The following is a 17,307-nucleotide window of genomic DNA, read 5'->3' as shown; positions in this document are numbered from 1 at the left end:
ACGCCACCGCCGTGGCCGCCGCGTCTGGCCTGAATTCCCGGAGAGGCGGACAAGCGTGAACGCGCAGGTGGAGACTGTCGTCGATCTGGATGCCATCGCACACAACGTGCGCATCCTGCGCGAACTCGCGGGCGATGCCGCCGTGATGGCGGTGGTCAAGGCCGACGGATACAACCACGGTGCCGTCGAGGTCGGCAATGCGGCGTTGGCCGCGGGTGCCGCCGAACTGGGCGTCACCACGATCGACGAGGCCGTCCAGCTGCGCGCGGCCGGTATCACCGCGCCGATCCTGAGCTGGCTCAACGACTCCGACGCGGACTATGCCGCCGCGATCGGTGCCGACATCGAGATCGGCGTCTCCTCGCTCAGCCAGCTGCGTGCGGTGGAAGCGGCGGCCAGGAGCACGGGCCGCGCCCCGACGGTCACCCTCAAGGTGGATACCGGGCTCAATCGCAACGGCCTGTCGACGGTCGAATACCCGCAGGCCCTCGCGGAACTGCGGACCCTCGTCGACGAGCAGGCGGTGCGCTTCCGGGCGATCTTCTCCCACCTCGCCCGCGGCGACGAACCCGAGCACCCGACCAATGACCTGCAGCGTGACCGCTTCCTGGAGGCCATCGCCCTCGCCAAGGAGCACGGCCTGGAACCGGAACTGGTGCACCTGGCCAACTCACCTGCCACGCTGACCCGCCCCGACCTCGCCTTCGACCTGGTCCGTCCTGGCATCGCGATGTACGGTCACTCGCCGGTCCCCGATCTCGGCGATTTCGGATTGCGTCCCGCGATGACCTTCCAGGCGCGCGTCGTTCAGGTGAAGCAGATCGCCGCTGGGGCAGGCGTTTCCTATGGGCACACCTGGATCGCCCCCCGCGACACCACGGTCGCGCTGATCCCCGCCGGCTACGCCGACGGCGTATTCCGGCCGCTGAGTGGACGTTTCGAGGTTTGGCTCGGCGGCGCGCGGCACCCGAACGTCGGCCGGGTCTGTATGGATCAGTTCGTCGTCGACCTCGGCGACAACGCCGCGAACATCCGCGAGGGTGACGTCGCGATCATGTTCGGCGGCGGCCAGGGCGAACCGCGGGCCGAGGACTGGGCGAACCAGCTCGACACCCTCAACTACGAGGTGGTCTGCGCCCCGCGCGGCAGAGCTGTCCGCCGCTACGTGGGCGGTGCCCGGTGAGACGCCCCCGGATCACCCCGGTGCGCGGCGGCTTGGCCACCGCGGGAGTGATCGGCGCTCTGGCCGGGGCGCACGCGCTGCGCCGGGCGGGCGCCAGGGTGCTGTGGCCCGCCCGCCGCGACGAATACCGGGACGAGAACTTCGATCTCATCGACGAAGACCGCTCCGGCGCGGTGCTCACCGACGACGGCGTTCGCCTGGCCACCCGCGAATGCGGTCCTGCGGACGCGCCGGTCACCGTGATTTTCGTGCACGGCTTCTGCAACACCATGGAGTCCTTCCACTTTCAGCGCCGCGACCTCGAAAAGCGTTGGGGCGCAAGCGCGCGCCTCGTCCTGTTCGACCTACGCGGGCACGGCCGCTCCGGCACGCCGGAGACGGCGAGCTGCACCGTCGCCCAACTCGGCCGCGACCTCGCCGCGGTGATCACGGCGAGCGCGCCGACCGGACAGGTGGTGCTGGTCGGCCATTCGATGGGCGGGATGGCGGTGCTGGCTGCCGCCGCGCAATTCCCGGAGCTGTTCGAGGCCAGGGTGATCGGGGTAGCGCTGCTCTCCACGGCCGCCGCCGAGGTCACCGCGGCGGGCATCACCCAGCTGCTGCGCAATCCGGCGATCGACGGCTTCCGGATGGCCGTGACCACCGCGCCCGCGCTGGTTCAGGCGGGCCGTTCCACGGCGCGACATGTGATCACGCCGATCCTGCACGTCAGCTCGTATCACGGCGAGGTGAGTCCCACCCTGTCCCGATTCACCACCATGATGATCGATCGGACGCCGGTCGAGACCATCGTGAAATTCCTGAAAGCCATCGAGCTGCACGACGAATCGGCCGCGCTGCCCACCCTCGCGCACCTGCCGGTCCTGGTCCTCGGCGGCACCAACGACCTGGTGATCCCGTTCCGCAACTCGCGCGCGCTGTCGCACGAGCTGCCGAGCAGCGAAGTAATCCGCCTCATCGGCGCCGCGCACATGGCGCACCTGCAGTACCCGGATATCGTCAACGACGCACTCGATCGATTGCTCGTCCGCGCGGGCGTGCGCGAACCCACCCAAGCCTCGGAGGCGACCAGTGGCTGACCGGCAGCAGCGGATCCTGCCCACCGTCGCCGACACCGAGGCACTCGGCCGGGAGCTGGCGGCCGGGCTCGGCGCGGGCGACCTGGTGGTGCTCGACGGCCCGCTCGGCGCGGGCAAGACCGCGCTCACGCGGGGCATCGCCGCGGGTCTCGGCGTGCAGGGCCGGGTCAGCTCGCCGACGTTCATCATCGCCCGCCAGCATCGGGCCGGCGAGCGCGACGGCGCGGTGCCGCTGGTGCACGTGGACGCCTATCGGCTCGGCGGCGACCTGGACGAGCTGGACGCCCTCGACCTCGACACCGACCTGCATCAGGCGGTGGTCGTGGTGGAGTGGGGCCGCGGCGTCGTGGAGCACCTGACCGATCGGCACCTGCGGGTGCTGCTTTCGCGCGAACCGGAGTCGGACGTGCGCACCGCCGAATGGGAATGGGTCGATTAACTACCCGGTAGCTCCGCACCGACGGCAGCTACCAACCGGTATCGTTGGGTCAATCATGCTGGTATTAAGCGTCGACACCGCGACACCCGCCGTGACAGCGGGATTGGTGGAACTGGAGCAAGCCGCACCGGGCGCGGCCACCGTCGGCGGCGATCGGATGCCGGTCGCGCCACGGGGCAGCGCAGGCGAACGCTTATCGGTCGCTCGATACGACACCCGCACCCTCGCCGCCCGCGTGCGCGTCGATCCGCGCGCCCATGCCGAGGTCCTCACCCCGCAGATTCTCGAATGTCTCAGCGAGGCAGGCCGTTCCAGGTCCGACATCGACGCGGTCGTGGTCGGGATCGGGCCGGGCCCGTTCACCGGATTGCGCGTCGGCATGGCGACCGCCGCCGCCTTCGGTGACGCGCTGGGCATTCCGGTGTACGGCGTGTGCAGCCTCGACGGGATCGCCGCCGACGCGGTGTCCGACCTCACACCGGGCAGCGAACTGCTCGTGGTCACCGACGCGCGCCGCAGGGAGGTGTACTGGGCGCGCTACCGCGACGGCGTGCGCGTCGCGGGGCCGGACGTGGCCAAGCCGAGCGAGGTGGATATGGCGCAGGCCACGGTGATCGCCGGATCCGCCTCGCACGTCGACTTCTTCGACCTACCCGTGCTTCCGGTGGAGACGCCCTCGCCCGCCGGGCTGGTTCAGGTCGCCGCGGCGGATCTGCTCGGGCGCGCGGTGCCCGCCGCGCTGGTGCCGCTGTACCTGCGCAGGCCCGACGCCGTCGAGAAGAGCTACCGCACCCTCGACCGGACGGGAGCGTGACCGCGGTGGCTATCCGAATCGAGCCGATGGTCACCGCGGACATCGAGCGCTGCGTCGAACTCGAACAGCTGTTGTTTCCCGAGGACGATCCCTGGCACGCGGTGGCGTTCCAATCGGAGCTCGCCGCACCGCACAATCTCTACATCACCGCCCGCGACGACGACGGGCGAATGGTCGGCTACGCCGGCGTCGCGCTGCTCGGTGATGACGAACACCCCGAGGCCGAGGTGCACACCATCGGCGTCGACCCCACCTGCCTGCGAGCCGGCATCGGAACCTTGCTGCTGGAGGCGCTGCTCGCCGAGGCGGCCAAGCGCGGCGGGCCGATGTTCCTCGAGGTACGCACCGACAACACCCCCGCGATCGCGCTGTACGCCAAGCACGGCTTCCACATCATCGGGTTGCGCAAGAACTACTACCATCCCAGCGGCGCCGACGCCTACACCATGCGCAGGCCCGCGTTGAGCGCGCTGCCCCTCCCGGACGAGGTCCTCTCGTGATCATCATGGGTATCGAAAGTTCCTGCGACGAAACCGGAGTCGGCATCGTGCGCAGGCACGCCGACGGCAGCTGTGAACTGCTCGCCGACGAGGTCGCCTCCAGCGTCGACCAGCACGCGCGGTTCGGCGGCGTGGTGCCCGAGATCGCGTCGCGTGCCCATCTCGAGGCGATCGTGCCCGCCATGCGCCGGGCGCTCGCCACCGCGGGCATCGCCAAGCCGGACGCCTTGGCCGTGACCATCGGCCCCGGCCTGGCCGGTGCGCTGCTGGTCGGTGTCGCGGCCGCGAAAGCCTATGCGGCGGCGTGGGATGTGCCGTTCTACGCGCTGAACCACCTCGGCGGCCATGTCGCGGTGGACACCCTGGAGCACGGCCCGATGCCGCCGTGCGTCGCGCTGCTCGTCTCCGGCGGCCACACCCATCTGCTGAAGGTCACCGATCTGGCCGAGCCGATCACCGAGCTGGGTAGCACCGTCGACGATGCGGCGGGCGAGGCGTTCGACAAGGTAGCGCGGCTGCTCGGCCTCGGCTTCCCCGGCGGTCCCGCCCTCGATGCCGCTGCGACGCGTGGGGATTCGCGCGCGATCGCGTTTCCACGCGGCATGACCGGCCCGCGAGACGCCCGCTACGACTTCTCGTTCTCCGGTCTCAAAACGGCCGTCGCCCGTTACGTCGAGTCGGCGCAACGCAGCGGACTGACCGCCGAGGACCTCCCAATCCCCGACATCGCCGCGTCCTTCCAAGAGGCAGTCGCCGACGTGCTCACCATGAAGGCGGTACGCGCGGCGCAGGACGTCGGCGTGGACACACTGGTACTGGGCGGCGGCGCAACCGCCAACTCCCGGATCCGCTCAATGGCCGAGGAGCGTTGCGCCGCAGCCGGATTGACGTTACGCGTGCCCAAGCCACGCCTGTGCACAGACAACGGAGTGATGATCGCGGCCCTCGGCGCACATGTGATCGCAGGCGGCGCCAAGCCATCACCGCTCACGGTAGCAACCGACCCAGGCCTGCCGGTCTCAGTCAGCCGAGTCGGCTGAACTACCCGCCCACGATGGTCACAGATGACCGAGTCGTGCGCGCCGACCCCCGCCAAGCTGCGGGTTGGGCCTCGCTGCTGCTGAGCGGGTTAGTCGGTCTCGCCGGGCTGCCACGGGTTTCCGACGCCGGGGGCCACCGAGCCTGAGTTCTGCCGGTGCGGCATCGGCAGGTATGTCTGCGCGGGCGTCTGGGTGGGGGCGGATTTCGGGGTGGGCGTGGTGGGCCGGTTTTTGTCCGGACTGGCCGAACCCGGCTGCGGGCCAGTGGTATTGCCGAACAGCGGGCCGAGCAGTTCCGGGAACGGGATCACCGGGAGGTTCGGGTCGGGGCGCAGCGTCGGCTGGGTCGGCGGGATGACGGGTGCCGAGGTCTGGGGGCTCGACGGCTGGCCTCGGTCCTGGGTGATCGACGGAATGTTGCCGCCCGGTGGACGATTGGTGCTTTCCTGGTTCCGCCCGCTGGTCGCGGTGCCCGCCCCGGTCGGCGGCACGATGCTGCCCGGCGACGGCGGCAGCTGCGACACGCTGCTCGTGGTGCCCGCGGGGGAGACCTCGTCGTCCGAGGTGGGTGCGAAGGTCTTCACGCCGTAGCCGATGATCAGCCCGACCACCACGATCGCCCCGGCCAGCGTGCCGACCACCTTGGTGAACGTGCCGACCGGCGCGTCGGAGCCGAGCGCGGCCACCGGGAACACCGACGGCTGCACCGAATCGGCAACCAGCGCGGCGCCTTTGGCGATCACCGCGTCGGGATCCTCCACGGTGAACACCGGGACGTCCAGCTGCCCGGCGAGCGTGTCGACCACGGCGGGGATGTTGGCTCCGCCGCCGATCACCGTCACCGCCTGCGGGAACTTGGGCGCCCTCGCGAACACCGCGGCGGCGAATACGGCCGTCTCGCGCAGCAGATCGGCGATCAGCTCCTCGAAATCGGCCCTGCTCAGTTTGAGCGGCCGGCCCGCGACGTGGTCGATGGTGACGGCGGGCGCGATGGACAGGTGTTCCTTGGCCGCGCGGCCGCGGTTGGTCAGCATGCCGCGGTTCGGGCGGGTGCCGCGCCGGGCGTAGTGCAGGTCGACCAGGTGGTGGTAGATGAGGTCGTCGATGGCGTTGCCGCTGATCGCGATGGTGCGCTCGGACCGGAGCACGGTGCCGTCGGCCTGGTCGGCGACGGTGACGCTGAGCCCGGTGGCGCCGAGGTCGACGATGGCGACGGTCTCGTAGCGGTCGAGCAGGCCGGTGTGCCGCAGGAAGGTGAGCGCCGCGGAGCCCTCCGGGACCAGGCGTAGTTCGCGCTGCTTGCCGGTGGCCGAGCGGATCGCCTGCGCCTGCTCCTTGCTGCGATAGGCGACGGCGACGCTGGTCGGCGGGCGACTTGTCGGCGATTCCAGATTGCGCGGCTGCGCGCCCGCGAAGCGCGCGCCGACCGGATAGCCCGCGTCGTGCGCGAGCTGCGTGGTCGGTAGCTGGGTGGTCATCAGCTCGATCGAGGACGCGACGAGATCGCCGAGGTCGGAGTGGGCCGCGTCGGCGGATACGACGCGGTAGTCGAAGCTCTGCGCGCCGTTCGACGCGGTGGCGACCAGCGCCGAGCACACGACCTCGGACCCGGCCGAGATACCGAGGGATGTTCGCATGTTCATTCACCTCCCTTCGAGCGGATGGTCTTGTGGCGCCGACCATCTCGATTGGACTGCCCGATCGCCGTGTGTCGACGGACGATCCGGACTCGAAACCCGTTCGGTCCCGTTATCCGGATGGGTCGCGGGGACCGGCGATGGATCACGTGTGGCTAGCTCTCTGGTGCAGCTCTGATGGCGCTGGTGTCTTCTCTGACGCTGGGTGTTCGATGACGCCGGAACTTCGGTTCACGCTGAGGTATTCGGTGACGCCGAGCGGTGTAGCGACGTACGTTCTGTGACAACCCCTGGTCTCCGACGGCACCGGTTCGTGACGAACACAGCGGTCGGACAGCGACCGTCGTCAATAGTGTCACAATCCGTTATCCGAACGTTACAGTTTTCTGGATCGCTTGAAAACCCCTCCCGGCGTGCGTCGGGCGTGTCGGGGAACACTGAGGTTCGTGGCGATCTGAAATTGGCACATCCCGGCCTTGAGCGCTGGCACTCTCATGTATAGAGTGCTAGTCGGCACTGCTGATGTGCGCGGCCGGACTTTCGTCCATCCGATGCACGGTGCGTTGCCAGGCATTTTGACTACTGAGCAGGGGTCCCGGCACCCGCGACGACGGGGCTATGCGACAGGGTCACATCAAAACCTGATACCGATGGTCCGGAACAACAGTTCCGGACGACATCCCCTGAAAGTGGAGGGCTCAACGTGGCGAGCGTGAACATCAAGCCGCTCGAGGACAAGATCCTCGTCCAGGCCAACGAGGCCGAGACGACGACCGCCTCCGGCCTGGTCATCCCCGACACGGCGAAGGAAAAGCCGCAGGAGGGCACCGTCATCGCCGTCGGCGAAGGACGCGTCACCGACAAGGGTGACCGCATCCCGGTCGACGTCAAGGAGGGTGACACCGTTATCTACAGCAAGTACGGCGGCACCGAGATCAAGTACCAGGGCGAGGAATACCTCATCCTGTCGGCGCGCGACGTGCTGGCCGTCGTCACCAAGTGACCCGCGCCCCGCGCGGTCGTTCCGGCGAGAGCCGGGATCGAGTGGTGACGTTCCATGCTCACCCGACCGCCGGGATCGAGTCGTCATGACGCTGCCCCGGTTCCCCTGAGCGGGGACCGGGGCAGTCTCGTCTCAGCTGAGAGCGCTTGCGACAGCGAATGCTCGAGGCCGGCCCTGGAATCCAAGGAATAGGACTTATGGCAAAGCAGATCGAGTTCGACGAGAAGGCTCGCCGGGCTCTGGAACGCGGAGTCGACAAGCTCGCCGACGCCGTCAAGGTCACCCTCGGCCCGCGCGGCCGCCACGTGGTGCTCGCGAAGGCCTTCGGCGGCCCGACCGTGACCAACGACGGTGTCACCATCGCGCGCGAGATCGACCTGGAAGATCCGTTCGAGAACCTCGGCGCGCAGCTGGTCAAGAGCGTCGCCACCAAGACCAACGATGTCGCGGGCGACGGCACCACCACCGCGACCGTGCTGGCCCAGGCGCTGGTGCGGGCCGGCCTGAAGAACGTTGCCGCAGGCGCGAATCCGATCTCGCTCGGCTACGGCATCGCCAAGGCCGCCGACGCGGTCTCGGCCGCGCTGCTCGCCGCGGCCACCCCGGTGTCCGGCGAGAAGGCGATCGCACAGGTCGCCACCGTGTCCTCGCGCGACGAGGAGATCGGCGAGATGGTCGGCAAGGCGTTGACCGTCGTCGGCAAGGACGGTGTGGTCACCGTCGAGGAATCCTCGACGACGCAGACCGAACTCGTTGTCACCGAGGGCGTTCAGTTCGACAAGGGCTACCTCTCGCCCTACTTCGTCACCGACACCGACAGCCAGCAGGCCGTGCTCGAGGATGCGCTCATCCTGCTGCACCGCGAGAAGATCAGCTCGCTGCCCGACTTCCTGCCGCTGCTGGAGAAGATCGCCGAATCCGGCAAGCCGGTGCTGATCATCGCCGAGGACGTCGAGGGCGAGGCACTGTCCACCCTGGTGGTCAACTCGATCCGCAAGACGATCAAGGCCGTCGCGGTCAAGGCGCCGTTCTTCGGTGACCGGCGCAAGGCGTTCCTCGACGACCTGGCCGTGGTCACCGCGGGCACCGTCATCAACCCTGACCTCGGCATCAACCTGCGCGAGGCGGGCCTGGACGCACTGGGCCAGGCGCGGCGCATCGTCGTCACCAAGGACGACACCACCATCGTCGACGGCGTCGGCACCAAGGAAGACATCGCGGCCCGTGGCGCGCAGCTGCGCCGCGAGATCGAGGCCACCGACTCCGACTGGGATCGCGAGAAGCTCGAGGAGCGGCTGGCGAAGCTGTCCGGCGGCGTCGCGGTGATCAAGGTCGGCGCGGCCACCGAGACCGCGCTCAAGGAACGCAAGTACCGGGTCGAGGACGCGGTGAGCGCGGCCAAGGCCGCCGTCGAGGAGGGCATCGTGCCCGGTGGTGGCTCCGCGCTGGTGCAGGCGGCCGCGAAGCTGGTCGAGCTGCGCGACTCGCTGTCCGGCGACGAGGCCACCGGCGTCGAGGTGGTGCGGACCGCACTGTCGGCGCCGCTGTTCTGGATCGCCACCAACGCGGGCGTCGACGGCTCCGTGGTGGTCAGCAAGGTCGCCGGGGGCAAGGCTGGCTTCAACGCCGCCACCCTCACCTACGGTGACCTGCTGGCCGACGGCGTCGTCGATCCGGTGAAGGTGACCCGTTCGGCCGTCGTGAACGCGGCGTCGGTGGCGCGGATGATCCTCACCACCGAGAGCGCGATTGTGGAGAAGCCCGCCGAAGAGGCGGCCGACCACAGCCATCACGGTCACAGCCACTGAGCTGAAACCAGAGAAGGCCCTCGGACATCGAGTCCGGGGGCCTTCGTTTTACGAAATCAAGAGGCTACGGGCGGTTGCTCGGCGGCTATGGCCGCCAGCAATCGGGTGCGCAGTGTGGCGGGCGGTGGTGTCGCTGTCGCGCCGGCCAATAAGGCGAGCGCTTCTCTCGTCTGCCCGATCTCGGTGATGAACTCCGCGCGTAGGGCGGGGTCCTCGGTGTCGAGCAGTTCCTGCACCTCATGGTGATCTACGTCGTCGATCGATCCGAGCGCGACGGTGTGCGCGAGATCGACCTGGCGTTCATTCATCTCACGTCACCCCCAAACTTTTTTTGAGTCGTGTCAATCCGTCCCGAATTCGGGACTTAACGGTCGGTAACCCTACTCCGAGGTACAGCGCGACCTCCGCGTAGGTCCGCCCGCCGTAGTAGGCGAGCGAGATGGCCTCTCGCTGGGTCTCGGTCAAGGTCGCGAGTCCATCGAGGACGGCCTGCTGTTCGAGCCTTCGCTCTACTTCTTCGGTCACTTCGTCGAATTCGTTACCGAGAACCCGGATTCCGTAGGCGACCTCGCGTTGGGTGTGTGCCTGCTCGGCGCGCACCCGGTCGACGGCCCGCCGGTGCGCAAGCGTCATCAACCACGTCACGGCCGACCCCTTGTCGGCGTCGAAACTGGCTGCGGTACGCCAGATCTGCAGGTAGACCTCCTGCGTCGTCTCCTCGGCGTAGCCGGGGTCGTGCAGGACGCGCAGCACCAGACCGAAGACGCGCGCGGACGTCCGGTCGTATAGCTCGGCAAAGGCTTCCTGGTCGGACTCGCCGCAACGATGTAGCAGGTCGGCGAGTTCGATGCTCTCGGCGGCGCGGGCCGTAACCGCAGAATCCACACCGGGTAAGAAGGCATCTCTTCGGAACGAGTCGCCCTCTGCGGCCGGCTGCCGCGTTGTCACAACGCTCCATTCTGTGTCATCGGTCACCACCGTAGCGGGTCGCTATGACCTCCCATCGGCTGGGGGTGTCGGCAAACCACCTGTGGCCCAGCGACTTTGCGGAAAACTTCGACACGCCGGGTGGCTCTAACTAGAGACACGCCGTGACACGCCGATAGCTAACCGCGAAACGCAGGGCTCGACAGGATGTGCGGCTTCGGGTCGTAGCCGCCGCAGGCGTGGCGGTGGTGACCGCGTATTGCCTGCCGGTTGTTTGCTAGGGATTCGGCGCGCTGCACCCCGCGGATGGGAACAATTTCAACTACACCGCCATGCGCCGCCGATTACGGCGGGCGTGCATCTCGCGTTCGGTCTCGGACATGCCGCCCCAGATGCCGTAAGGCTCGCTGACTTTGAGGGCGTGGCTGCGGCACTGCATCAGTACCGGGCAGGCCCGGCAGATCTCTTTGGCGCGCATCTCGCGCGCGGTACGGGCTCGGCCACGTTCGCCGTCGGGATGGAAGAACACGGCGGAGTCCTGCCCGCGGCAGGACCCTCGCATCTGCCAATCCCAGACATCGGCGTTCGGCCCGGGGAGGTGGGTCGGCATGGGCATTGTGTGAACTCCTCGTGGTGCGAGCTCGTCAGCGTTGTCGAGCAGTTGTTCTGCAAAGTGTGGTAGGCCACTGCGCGGTGTCGGCGGGTGCCCCTGTGCTCGCCCGTTGCGGTCGCTGCAATTTCGCGCGGCGCCGACCGTGGCGATGAGCTACGTTAGGTCCAGCCGCGAAATTCCGTCAATAGTTCGGCGCAGCAGTTTCCCAAATCTTAGGGTGCGAAATTTAACCTTTGAGCTGTTTACTTTTTGCATTGGTTCCGGCGATACTGATCGGTTGACCAGTGGTCCGTGGTTTGCCGCTGCTTAGATCCGAGACCTATTTCCGCTGGTAGACCCCATTTTTGGGGGCAGCAGGCCGATTAGAGCCCAGTGGGGGTCGGGTGGGCGTGGTCACAGCACCGCTCGGCGACGGGTACGGCGAGCAGATCCGAGATGGCGGAAACGGGGCGCTGGGGTTAATTGCACGAAACGCGTGTGAATTCCGAACGCGGCCGCTCGGTGATTGCCGGTACGAGTTTTACCTGATGGAAACATCGCAAAGTGATCATAAATGCTGAGTGGTTGCCGGTTGGTCGGGTCCGGTCTTTCTCCCGGCCATCTCGACTCGGCCCGGTATACAGTTTCGGCCGTGTTCGCACCTGCTCCGCTCGGAGATACCGCATTCGAGATACTCACCGAGAGCGCCTTCGGCGCGCAGCCCGGGCGTGCCGCTGCCGAGTTGCCGACCGCGCCCGACGCGCTCGGTTCCTGGTATCGGGCGGTGATTCTCGGCGGTCAGGGCCGATATGCCGCGGCACGCGCCGAATTGCGAATTGCCCGCGCCCGCAGCACCGATCCGACGGTGCTTTCGCTGGCCGCGAGCACCGAGGGTTCGCTGCTGCGCCAGCTCGGCTGGCATGCCCGCGCCGCCGCCCTCGACGGGCGGGCCGCCGCCCTGCTCTCCGTGCGATCGATGGGCGACCGCACGGTGGACCCCGGGCCCGGCCTCCCCTTCGACCGCGCCGACGCGATCTGTGACGCGCTCACCGGTCTCGCGGCCGACGCGCTCGGCATCGGTCGGGTCGCGCTGGCCTGGCGGCTGCTCGACCGCGCCGCCGAGGTGGTGCCGGACGACCGGCTCGGCTGGCGGCCCGCCATCCGCAGGCAGTGGGTCTGTGCCGAAACCTCGCTCGCCGCAGGCTCTGTCGAGCCTGCCGTGACGTACGCGGCCGCGGCGCTCGAGCTCGCCGAGCGTGGGCCTTCGGTGCGGCATCAGGTCAAATCGCGGCTACTGGTCGCCGCGGCGGCCGCGGTGGCGGGGGAGCACGACCGGTCGCGCGCGCTCGCCGAGCAGGTGGCCGAGCAGTGCCGTGAACACGGCCTGCTGCCGTTGCGCTGGGCGAGCGCGATGCTGCGGGACGGGCTCGGCGTCGCGGGTGCCGGGGCCGAGGCCGAGGACTGCGCCGCGACCATCGTCCGACGTGGCGGTCGGTTTCGTCCGGCGGCCACGGTGCAACCGACCGCCTAGCCGTCGCAAAGCTTTTAAGTGGGACTACATCAGGTTGTGCGGGGCCTGTGCGGAGAAGGGCGACCGTGTTGCCTTGTTCCGCGCGCTGTATCGCTATTGTTAGATCCGTTCCGCCGCTTCGGCGGAAGCACTGGTCATCACCGACCGTGCCACTTGTAACGCCGGGAATCTCTCTGACGATGACGAACATGGGCGAAGAGTTGGACCTCGCCGTCACTGCGGCTGCGCAGGGCGACAGATCCGCTTTAGCTCAGGTGCTGGAGATGATCCGCCCGCTCGTGGTGCGTTATTGCCGCGCGCGGATCGGAGCCGCGGAGCGTGGGCAGCTCTCCGCGGATGACGTTGCGCAGGAGGTCTGTTTGGCCGTGATGACCGCCTTGCCCAGGTATCAAGACCAGGGCAGGCCCTTCATGGCCTTCGTTTACGGAATCGCTTCGCACAAGGTCGCCGACGCCCATCGCAACGCCGCCCGTAACAAGGCGGAGGCAATGGCCGAAGTACCAGATGTCATATCCACCGACCATGGTCCGGAACAACGAGCTCTCGAATCGGAGACGAGCAGGCAGATGAACCGTCTGCTCGCGACCCTCCCCGAGAAACATCGAGAGATCCTGATCCTGCGATTGGTCATGGGTTTGTCAGCCGAAGAAACCGCAGTCGCCGTGGGCAGTACGGCGGGGGCGATACGAGTGGCCCAGCACAGGGCACTCGCGAAACTGAAGTCTCAAGTGGCGAGGGCAGGTGAAATGTATGGCTAGGGATGGCGAGCGCGGTCGGGGTGACTGGAAAGCGCGGCTTGGATCGCGAAACAGCGGTCCCTACGCCGACGCGTCCGAAGACACCGGTCCGGTCGACATCGCCGCGGTACGCCGCGACGACGCGTTGATCGACGCCATCGGCAGCGATGGCCCGGTACGGACCGACAGCGCGGAGGAATATCAGCTCGCGACGTTACTCGCGGACTGGCGAGCGGAGCTCATCGCTCCGCCGATGACCGCGGCGCCGGATCTTGATGCGATCGTTGCCGCGGTCAACCAGGAGATCGGCGCACGGCAGTTCCGGAACGGGGCACAAGGCAGCAACCGACTAAGGCTTGTTCGCCCGCTCCTCGGGGCCGCGGCGACACTGGCACTGGTTTTCGGTGGCATGACGGCGTTGTCGTATCAGTCCGAGCCCGGCGATCCGCTGTGGAATCTCAAAGAGGTCGTCTTCAACCAGGCGGCGCAGAGCACCGTGGCGCAACGGGCGGGCACCGATCTGACTGAAGCGGGGAAGCTGATCAGCCAGAACCCGGTGCAGGCCAAGGAGCGCTTGGAGCAGGCGAAGGCGAATGCCGACAAGGTCGACAACGCCGGTAGGCACGACGAGCTGATGGCGGAGTGGCAACGCCTCGTCAACCAGCTGCGCGACATGGGCTACAACGACTTGGCCGATCAGCTGGATCAGGGCACCTCGGGTAAGCCGACCGACCCGTCGACGAGCCCGGGCCCGTCGACGAAGCCGATCCCGCCGGTCGATCCCTCGGTGACGATCCTGCAGACGAAGCCGTCGCAGCCGAGCGACAAGCCGACCGAACCCACCGAACCGACCACACCCCCGAGTGCGGACAAGCCGACTCCGCCGACGGTGACCACGCCGCCGCCGACGGTGGAGCCGACCACCGCGCCGCCGCAGGCGACGCCGACCACGGTGTCCAAGCCGACGGTGGTCGAGCCCACCGGGGACAGCGGTGGCCAGACCCAGCAGCCGCCGACTCGGGTACCGACGCAAGGCAATCCGGGCACCACGTTCGTCATACCGCCCGGCTCCGGCGGCGCGGCGACTCCGACGTAACAAGCGGCGCTAGCAACCCGCGAGAGAATCTCGAACAAGACAAGAACCGATTGCCGAGTGGCGGTCGGTTTTCTGTCGTTCGAGGTGTTGTGCCCCGGCGGCCATGCTTCAGAAATCCGCCGGCTAGTGCGTCGAAGATCACAGCGCGGAGTGCCACTGCACGCGAGCCCCCCAGGGGGACGCGTCATCGGTCCGGTACTGCGAACCTCAGTTGTCGAATCCGTCGAATCCGTCGCCGTGGAAGGCCTCGTTCATCGAGGCGTCCGCGTATCCCCGGCAGTAATCCCAGGTGACATAGGCTTCCGGCGTCGGATCGTAGGCGGGCTCGTGCGGGCGCACGGTGCCGTCCACCAACAGTTGAAGTAGGTTGGCGCGCAACATGTCCCAGTCGTGGTAGTGATCCTGCCGACAGTCTTCGCAGCTCACCACTAGTCCGCGGATACCGCGGTGCGCTAGTAGCGCCTCGTAGACGGCCAGATCGGCGAGATCTTCCTCGACCGCAAGGCGCTCGTGGGGATCCAGCGGCTCACCGGGCTCGATGGCGTCGAGCGCGGCGGACGGGTCGGAGGGGTCTCCGGCGAACGGATCCGGCGGCAAGCCAGGTGGTAGATGGTCACGCACATCCCCACGGTACGCAGAACAGGGTGGTCTGCGCCAGCTATGTCGCCCGCAAGTTTCGTCGGCGCTTGCCCGCCCCCGGTCGGCTTCGCCTCCCTGCCATCCCTCATGCTTACCCGCCCCCGGTACGCTCCGCCCCTTCACCAACGCCCGGTGCTTACCCCGCCTCGGTCGGCTTCACCTCCCCGTCATCCCCCGGTGCTTACCCGCCTCGGTCGGCTTCGCCTTCCTGCCATCCGCCCCCCGGTCGGCTCCGCCCCCCGGTGGGCTCACTGCGCCGACGAGTTTGCGGGACAGATACCATGGTGTCAGGCCCCGGCGAGCACCCGACACGATTCCCGGAGCCACCAGTCCATCCCATCAGCTGCGCGCGGCGCCGGTGACCCCGGCGCCGGTCGCTGTCGACGTCCAGGAGGAGTCGATCCGAATGAGTAATCCCGTATCGGGCGAACGCACCGCTAGGGGACGGCAGCCGGCGGGGTGGGTGAACACTGTCCGCCCATCTACGGGTGGTGACGATCCGAACAAGATCGCCATGCTCGGCCTCACATTCGACGATGTGCTGTTGCTGCCCGCCGCCTCGGATCTCATCCCCAGCTCTGTGGAGACCTCCAGCCAACTGACCAGGGATATCCGTCTGCGGACCCCGCTGGTCAGTTCCGCGATGGATACGGTGACCGAGGCGCGGATGGCCATCTCGATGGCCAGGGCGGGCGGCATGGGTGTGCTGCACCGCAACCTGTCCGGCGCCGATCAGGCCGCCCAGGTGGAGACCGTGAAGCGGTCCGAGGCGGGCATGGTGACCGACCCGGTCACCTGCCGTCCGTCCGACACCCTCGCTGAAGTCGACGCCATGTGCGCCCGGTTCCGCATCTCCGGCCTGCCGGTGGTGGATGAGGTCGGCAGCCTTGTCGGCATCATCACCAACCGCGACATGCGTTTCGAGGTCGACCAGAACCGCAGGGTCGAAGAGGTGATGACCAAGGCGCCGTTGATCACCGCGCAGGAGGGCGTCACCGCCGAGGCCGCGCTCGGCCTGCTGCGCAGGCACAAGATCGAGAAGCTGCCGATCGTCGACGGCAACGGCAAGCTGCGCGGGCTCATCACGGTCAAGGACTTCGTCAAGACCGATCAGTACCCGAACGCCACCAAGGACCGCGACGGCCGCCTGCTGGTCGGTGCCGCGGTCGGTGTCGGGGACGACGCCTGGTCGCGCGCCATGACGCTGTCCGACGCCGGCGTCGACGTGCTCATCGTGGACACCGCGCACGGCCACCAGGCCCAGGTGCTGCAGATGGTCACCAAGATCAAGGCCGAGGTCGGCGACCGGATCCAGATCGTCGGCGGCAACGTCGCGACCAGGGCGGGCTCCCTCGCGCTCGTCGAGGCGGGCGCGGACGCGGTGAAGGTCGGCGTCGGTCCCGGCTCCATCTGCACCACCCGCGTGGTCGCCGGTGTCGGCGCGCCGCAGATCACCGCGATCCTCGAGGCCGTCGCCGCCTGCAAGCCGCACGGTGTTCCGGTGATCGCCGACGGCGGCATCCAGTTCTCCGGCGACATCGCCAAGGCGATCGCGGCCGGCGCGTCCACCGTGATGCTCGGCTCGCTGCTGGCGGGCACCGCCGAATCGCCGGGCGAGCTGATCCTGGTGGGCGGCAAGCAGTTCAAGAGCTATCGCGGCATGGGTTCACTCGGCGCGATGCAGGGCCGCGGCCAGGCCAAGTCCTTCTCCAAGGACCGCTACTTCCAGGACGACGTGCTCGCCGAGGACAAGCTGGTCCCCGAGGGCATCGAGGGCCGGGTGCCGTTCCGCGGCCCGGTCAACCAGGTCATCCATCAGCTCGTCGGCGGCCTGCGCGCGGCCATGGGCTACACCGGCTCGCAGTCCATCGCGCACCTGCAGGACGCGCAGTTCGTGCAGATCACCGCGGCGGGTCTCAAGGAGAGTCACCCGCACGACATCACGATGACCGTCGAGGCCCCTAACTACACTGGTCGCGGCTAGCCTGCATGATGGTCCTGCACGAACCATATGGTCCGTGCAGGACGAGGTCGGCTGCGACCTGTTCGGGCTCAGGCCGATGGCACACGAAGCCGTAGGCCCACGTCCGGACTCACCCCGACGAGACCTGGCGTCGGTTGCGCGCGCGACAAGCCGCGAAGTGCCTGCGGCTAGCCTTTGCCCGCGACCTCCCGTCACAAGCCTGGCCACCACAGCGCGAGTTTTGCGAGCGCCGTTCGTGGCCCGTCGCGCGTCCGAGCGGTCGAAGCGCATGCGCCGCAGGCGCGAGTCTCGACCGCTC

General features: G+C 68.2%; 17 protein-coding genes. 12 read left to right on the top strand and 5 right to left on the bottom strand.

Annotated elements, in window-relative coordinates; genetic code table 11:
- Window positions 1-55: 55 nt before the first annotated feature.
- From alr to tsaD, 6 genes are read left to right on the top strand one after another with little or no spacing between them, the layout of a single operon-like run.
- Complete coding sequence (alr, locus tag ACIBCN_RS32615) at window positions 56-1,183, top strand: alanine racemase (protein ID WP_396995555.1); 1,128 nt, start codon at window positions 56-58, stop codon at window positions 1,181-1,183.
- Complete coding sequence (locus ACIBCN_RS32610; RefSeq protein WP_396995554.1) at window positions 1,180-2,262, top strand: alpha/beta fold hydrolase; 1,083 nt, start codon at window positions 1,180-1,182, stop codon at window positions 2,260-2,262. Before alr ends, ACIBCN_RS32610 begins: the two co-directional genes overlap by 4 nt.
- Window positions 2,255-2,701 carry a tRNA (adenosine(37)-N6)-threonylcarbamoyltransferase complex ATPase subunit type 1 TsaE gene (tsaE, locus tag ACIBCN_RS32605; protein WP_396995553.1) on the top strand — a complete coding sequence of 149 codons (447 nt, stop codon included), beginning with the start codon at window positions 2,255-2,257 and terminating at the stop codon, window positions 2,699-2,701. Before ACIBCN_RS32610 ends, tsaE begins: the two co-directional genes overlap by 8 nt.
- 55 nt (window positions 2,702-2,756) lie before the next feature.
- Window positions 2,757-3,515 carry a tRNA (adenosine(37)-N6)-threonylcarbamoyltransferase complex dimerization subunit type 1 TsaB gene (gene tsaB, locus ACIBCN_RS32600; protein ID WP_396995552.1) on the top strand — a complete coding sequence of 253 codons (759 nt, stop codon included), beginning with the start codon at window positions 2,757-2,759 and terminating at the stop codon, window positions 3,513-3,515.
- Between the two features lie 5 nt (window positions 3,516-3,520).
- A complete protein-coding gene (rimI, locus tag ACIBCN_RS32595; RefSeq protein ID WP_396995551.1) occupies window positions 3,521-4,015 on the top strand; it encodes a ribosomal protein S18-alanine N-acetyltransferase in 495 nt (164 codons plus the stop codon).
- Window positions 4,012-5,055, top strand: a complete 1,044-nt coding sequence (gene tsaD / locus ACIBCN_RS32590; protein WP_396995550.1) for a tRNA (adenosine(37)-N6)-threonylcarbamoyltransferase complex transferase subunit TsaD — start codon at window positions 4,012-4,014, stop codon at window positions 5,053-5,055. The genes rimI and tsaD overlap by 4 nt, the downstream gene beginning before the upstream one ends.
- Window positions 5,056-5,144: 89 nt before the next feature.
- On the opposite strand, the gene ACIBCN_RS32585 is transcribed toward tsaD, so the two are convergent.
- Complete coding sequence (locus ACIBCN_RS32585) at window positions 5,145-6,692, bottom strand: Hsp70 family protein (RefSeq protein WP_396995549.1); 1,548 nt, start codon at window positions 6,690-6,692, stop codon at window positions 5,145-5,147.
- A gap of 703 nt (window positions 6,693-7,395) precedes the next feature.
- Here ACIBCN_RS32585 and groES point away from each other — a divergent pair.
- Window positions 7,396-7,695, top strand: coding sequence for a co-chaperone GroES (gene groES / locus ACIBCN_RS32580; RefSeq protein WP_014981824.1), 300 nt, complete (start codon window positions 7,396-7,398; stop codon window positions 7,693-7,695).
- Between the two features lie 197 nt (window positions 7,696-7,892).
- Window positions 7,893-9,503, top strand: a complete 1,611-nt coding sequence (gene groL / locus ACIBCN_RS32575) for a chaperonin GroEL (RefSeq protein WP_396995548.1) — start codon at window positions 7,893-7,895, stop codon at window positions 9,501-9,503.
- A gap of 56 nt (window positions 9,504-9,559) precedes the next feature.
- Here the strand turns inward: groL and ACIBCN_RS32570 are convergent, their stop codons facing one another.
- From ACIBCN_RS32570 to ACIBCN_RS32560, 3 genes are all read right to left on the bottom strand, one after another.
- Complete coding sequence (locus ACIBCN_RS32570) at window positions 9,560-9,811, bottom strand: hypothetical protein (protein ID WP_396995547.1); 252 nt, start codon at window positions 9,809-9,811, stop codon at window positions 9,560-9,562.
- Window position 9,812: 1 nt separating this feature from the next.
- Complete coding sequence (locus ACIBCN_RS32565; protein ID WP_396995546.1) at window positions 9,813-10,388, bottom strand: sigma-70 family RNA polymerase sigma factor; 576 nt, start codon at window positions 10,386-10,388, stop codon at window positions 9,813-9,815.
- Between the two features lie 364 nt (window positions 10,389-10,752).
- Window positions 10,753-11,046, bottom strand: a complete 294-nt coding sequence (locus ACIBCN_RS32560) for a WhiB family transcriptional regulator (protein ID WP_014981828.1) — start codon at window positions 11,044-11,046, stop codon at window positions 10,753-10,755.
- 628 nt (window positions 11,047-11,674) lie between these two features.
- Between ACIBCN_RS32560 and ACIBCN_RS32555 the strand changes: the two genes are divergently transcribed.
- The 3 genes from ACIBCN_RS32555 to ACIBCN_RS32545 all read left to right on the top strand — a co-directional run bounded on the left by ACIBCN_RS32555 (window position 11,675) and on the right by ACIBCN_RS32545 (window position 14,386).
- Window positions 11,675-12,553 (top strand): hypothetical protein, encoded by an 879-nt coding sequence (locus ACIBCN_RS32555; protein WP_396995545.1) that lies wholly within the window; start codon window positions 11,675-11,677, stop codon window positions 12,551-12,553.
- A 179-nt stretch (window positions 12,554-12,732) separates the two neighbouring features.
- Window positions 12,733-13,311 (top strand): sigma-70 family RNA polymerase sigma factor, encoded by a 579-nt coding sequence (locus tag ACIBCN_RS32550; protein WP_357386413.1) that lies wholly within the window; start codon window positions 12,733-12,735, stop codon window positions 13,309-13,311.
- On the top strand, window positions 13,304-14,386 hold the full coding sequence (locus tag ACIBCN_RS32545; RefSeq protein WP_396995544.1) for an anti-sigma-D factor RsdA: 1,083 nt from the start codon (window positions 13,304-13,306) through the stop codon (window positions 14,384-14,386). The genes ACIBCN_RS32550 and ACIBCN_RS32545 overlap by 8 nt, the downstream gene beginning before the upstream one ends.
- 207 nt (window positions 14,387-14,593) lie before the next feature.
- Here ACIBCN_RS32545 and ACIBCN_RS32540 read toward each other — a convergent pair whose 3' ends face one another.
- Entirely contained in the window at window positions 14,594-15,007 is a 414-nt protein-coding gene (locus ACIBCN_RS32540) for a DUF5319 domain-containing protein (protein WP_022567296.1), read from the bottom strand.
- Window positions 15,008-15,539: 532 nt separating this feature from the next.
- Between ACIBCN_RS32540 and guaB the strand changes: the two genes are divergently transcribed.
- The gene (gene guaB / locus ACIBCN_RS32535; RefSeq protein WP_396995728.1) at window positions 15,540-17,009 is read left to right on the top strand and encodes an IMP dehydrogenase; all 1,470 of its coding nucleotides are present in this window, start codon (window positions 15,540-15,542) and stop codon (window positions 17,007-17,009) included.
- The last annotated feature ends 298 nt before the right edge of the window (window positions 17,010-17,307 follow it).

This window comes from Nocardia sp. NPDC051052 (assembly GCF_044456045.1).
Taxonomy (GTDB): Bacteria; Actinomycetota; Actinomycetes; order Mycobacteriales; family Mycobacteriaceae; genus Nocardia.
The sequence above is the reverse complement of the archived record's forward strand: the minus strand, read 5'-3'. Positions and strand labels throughout refer to the sequence as shown.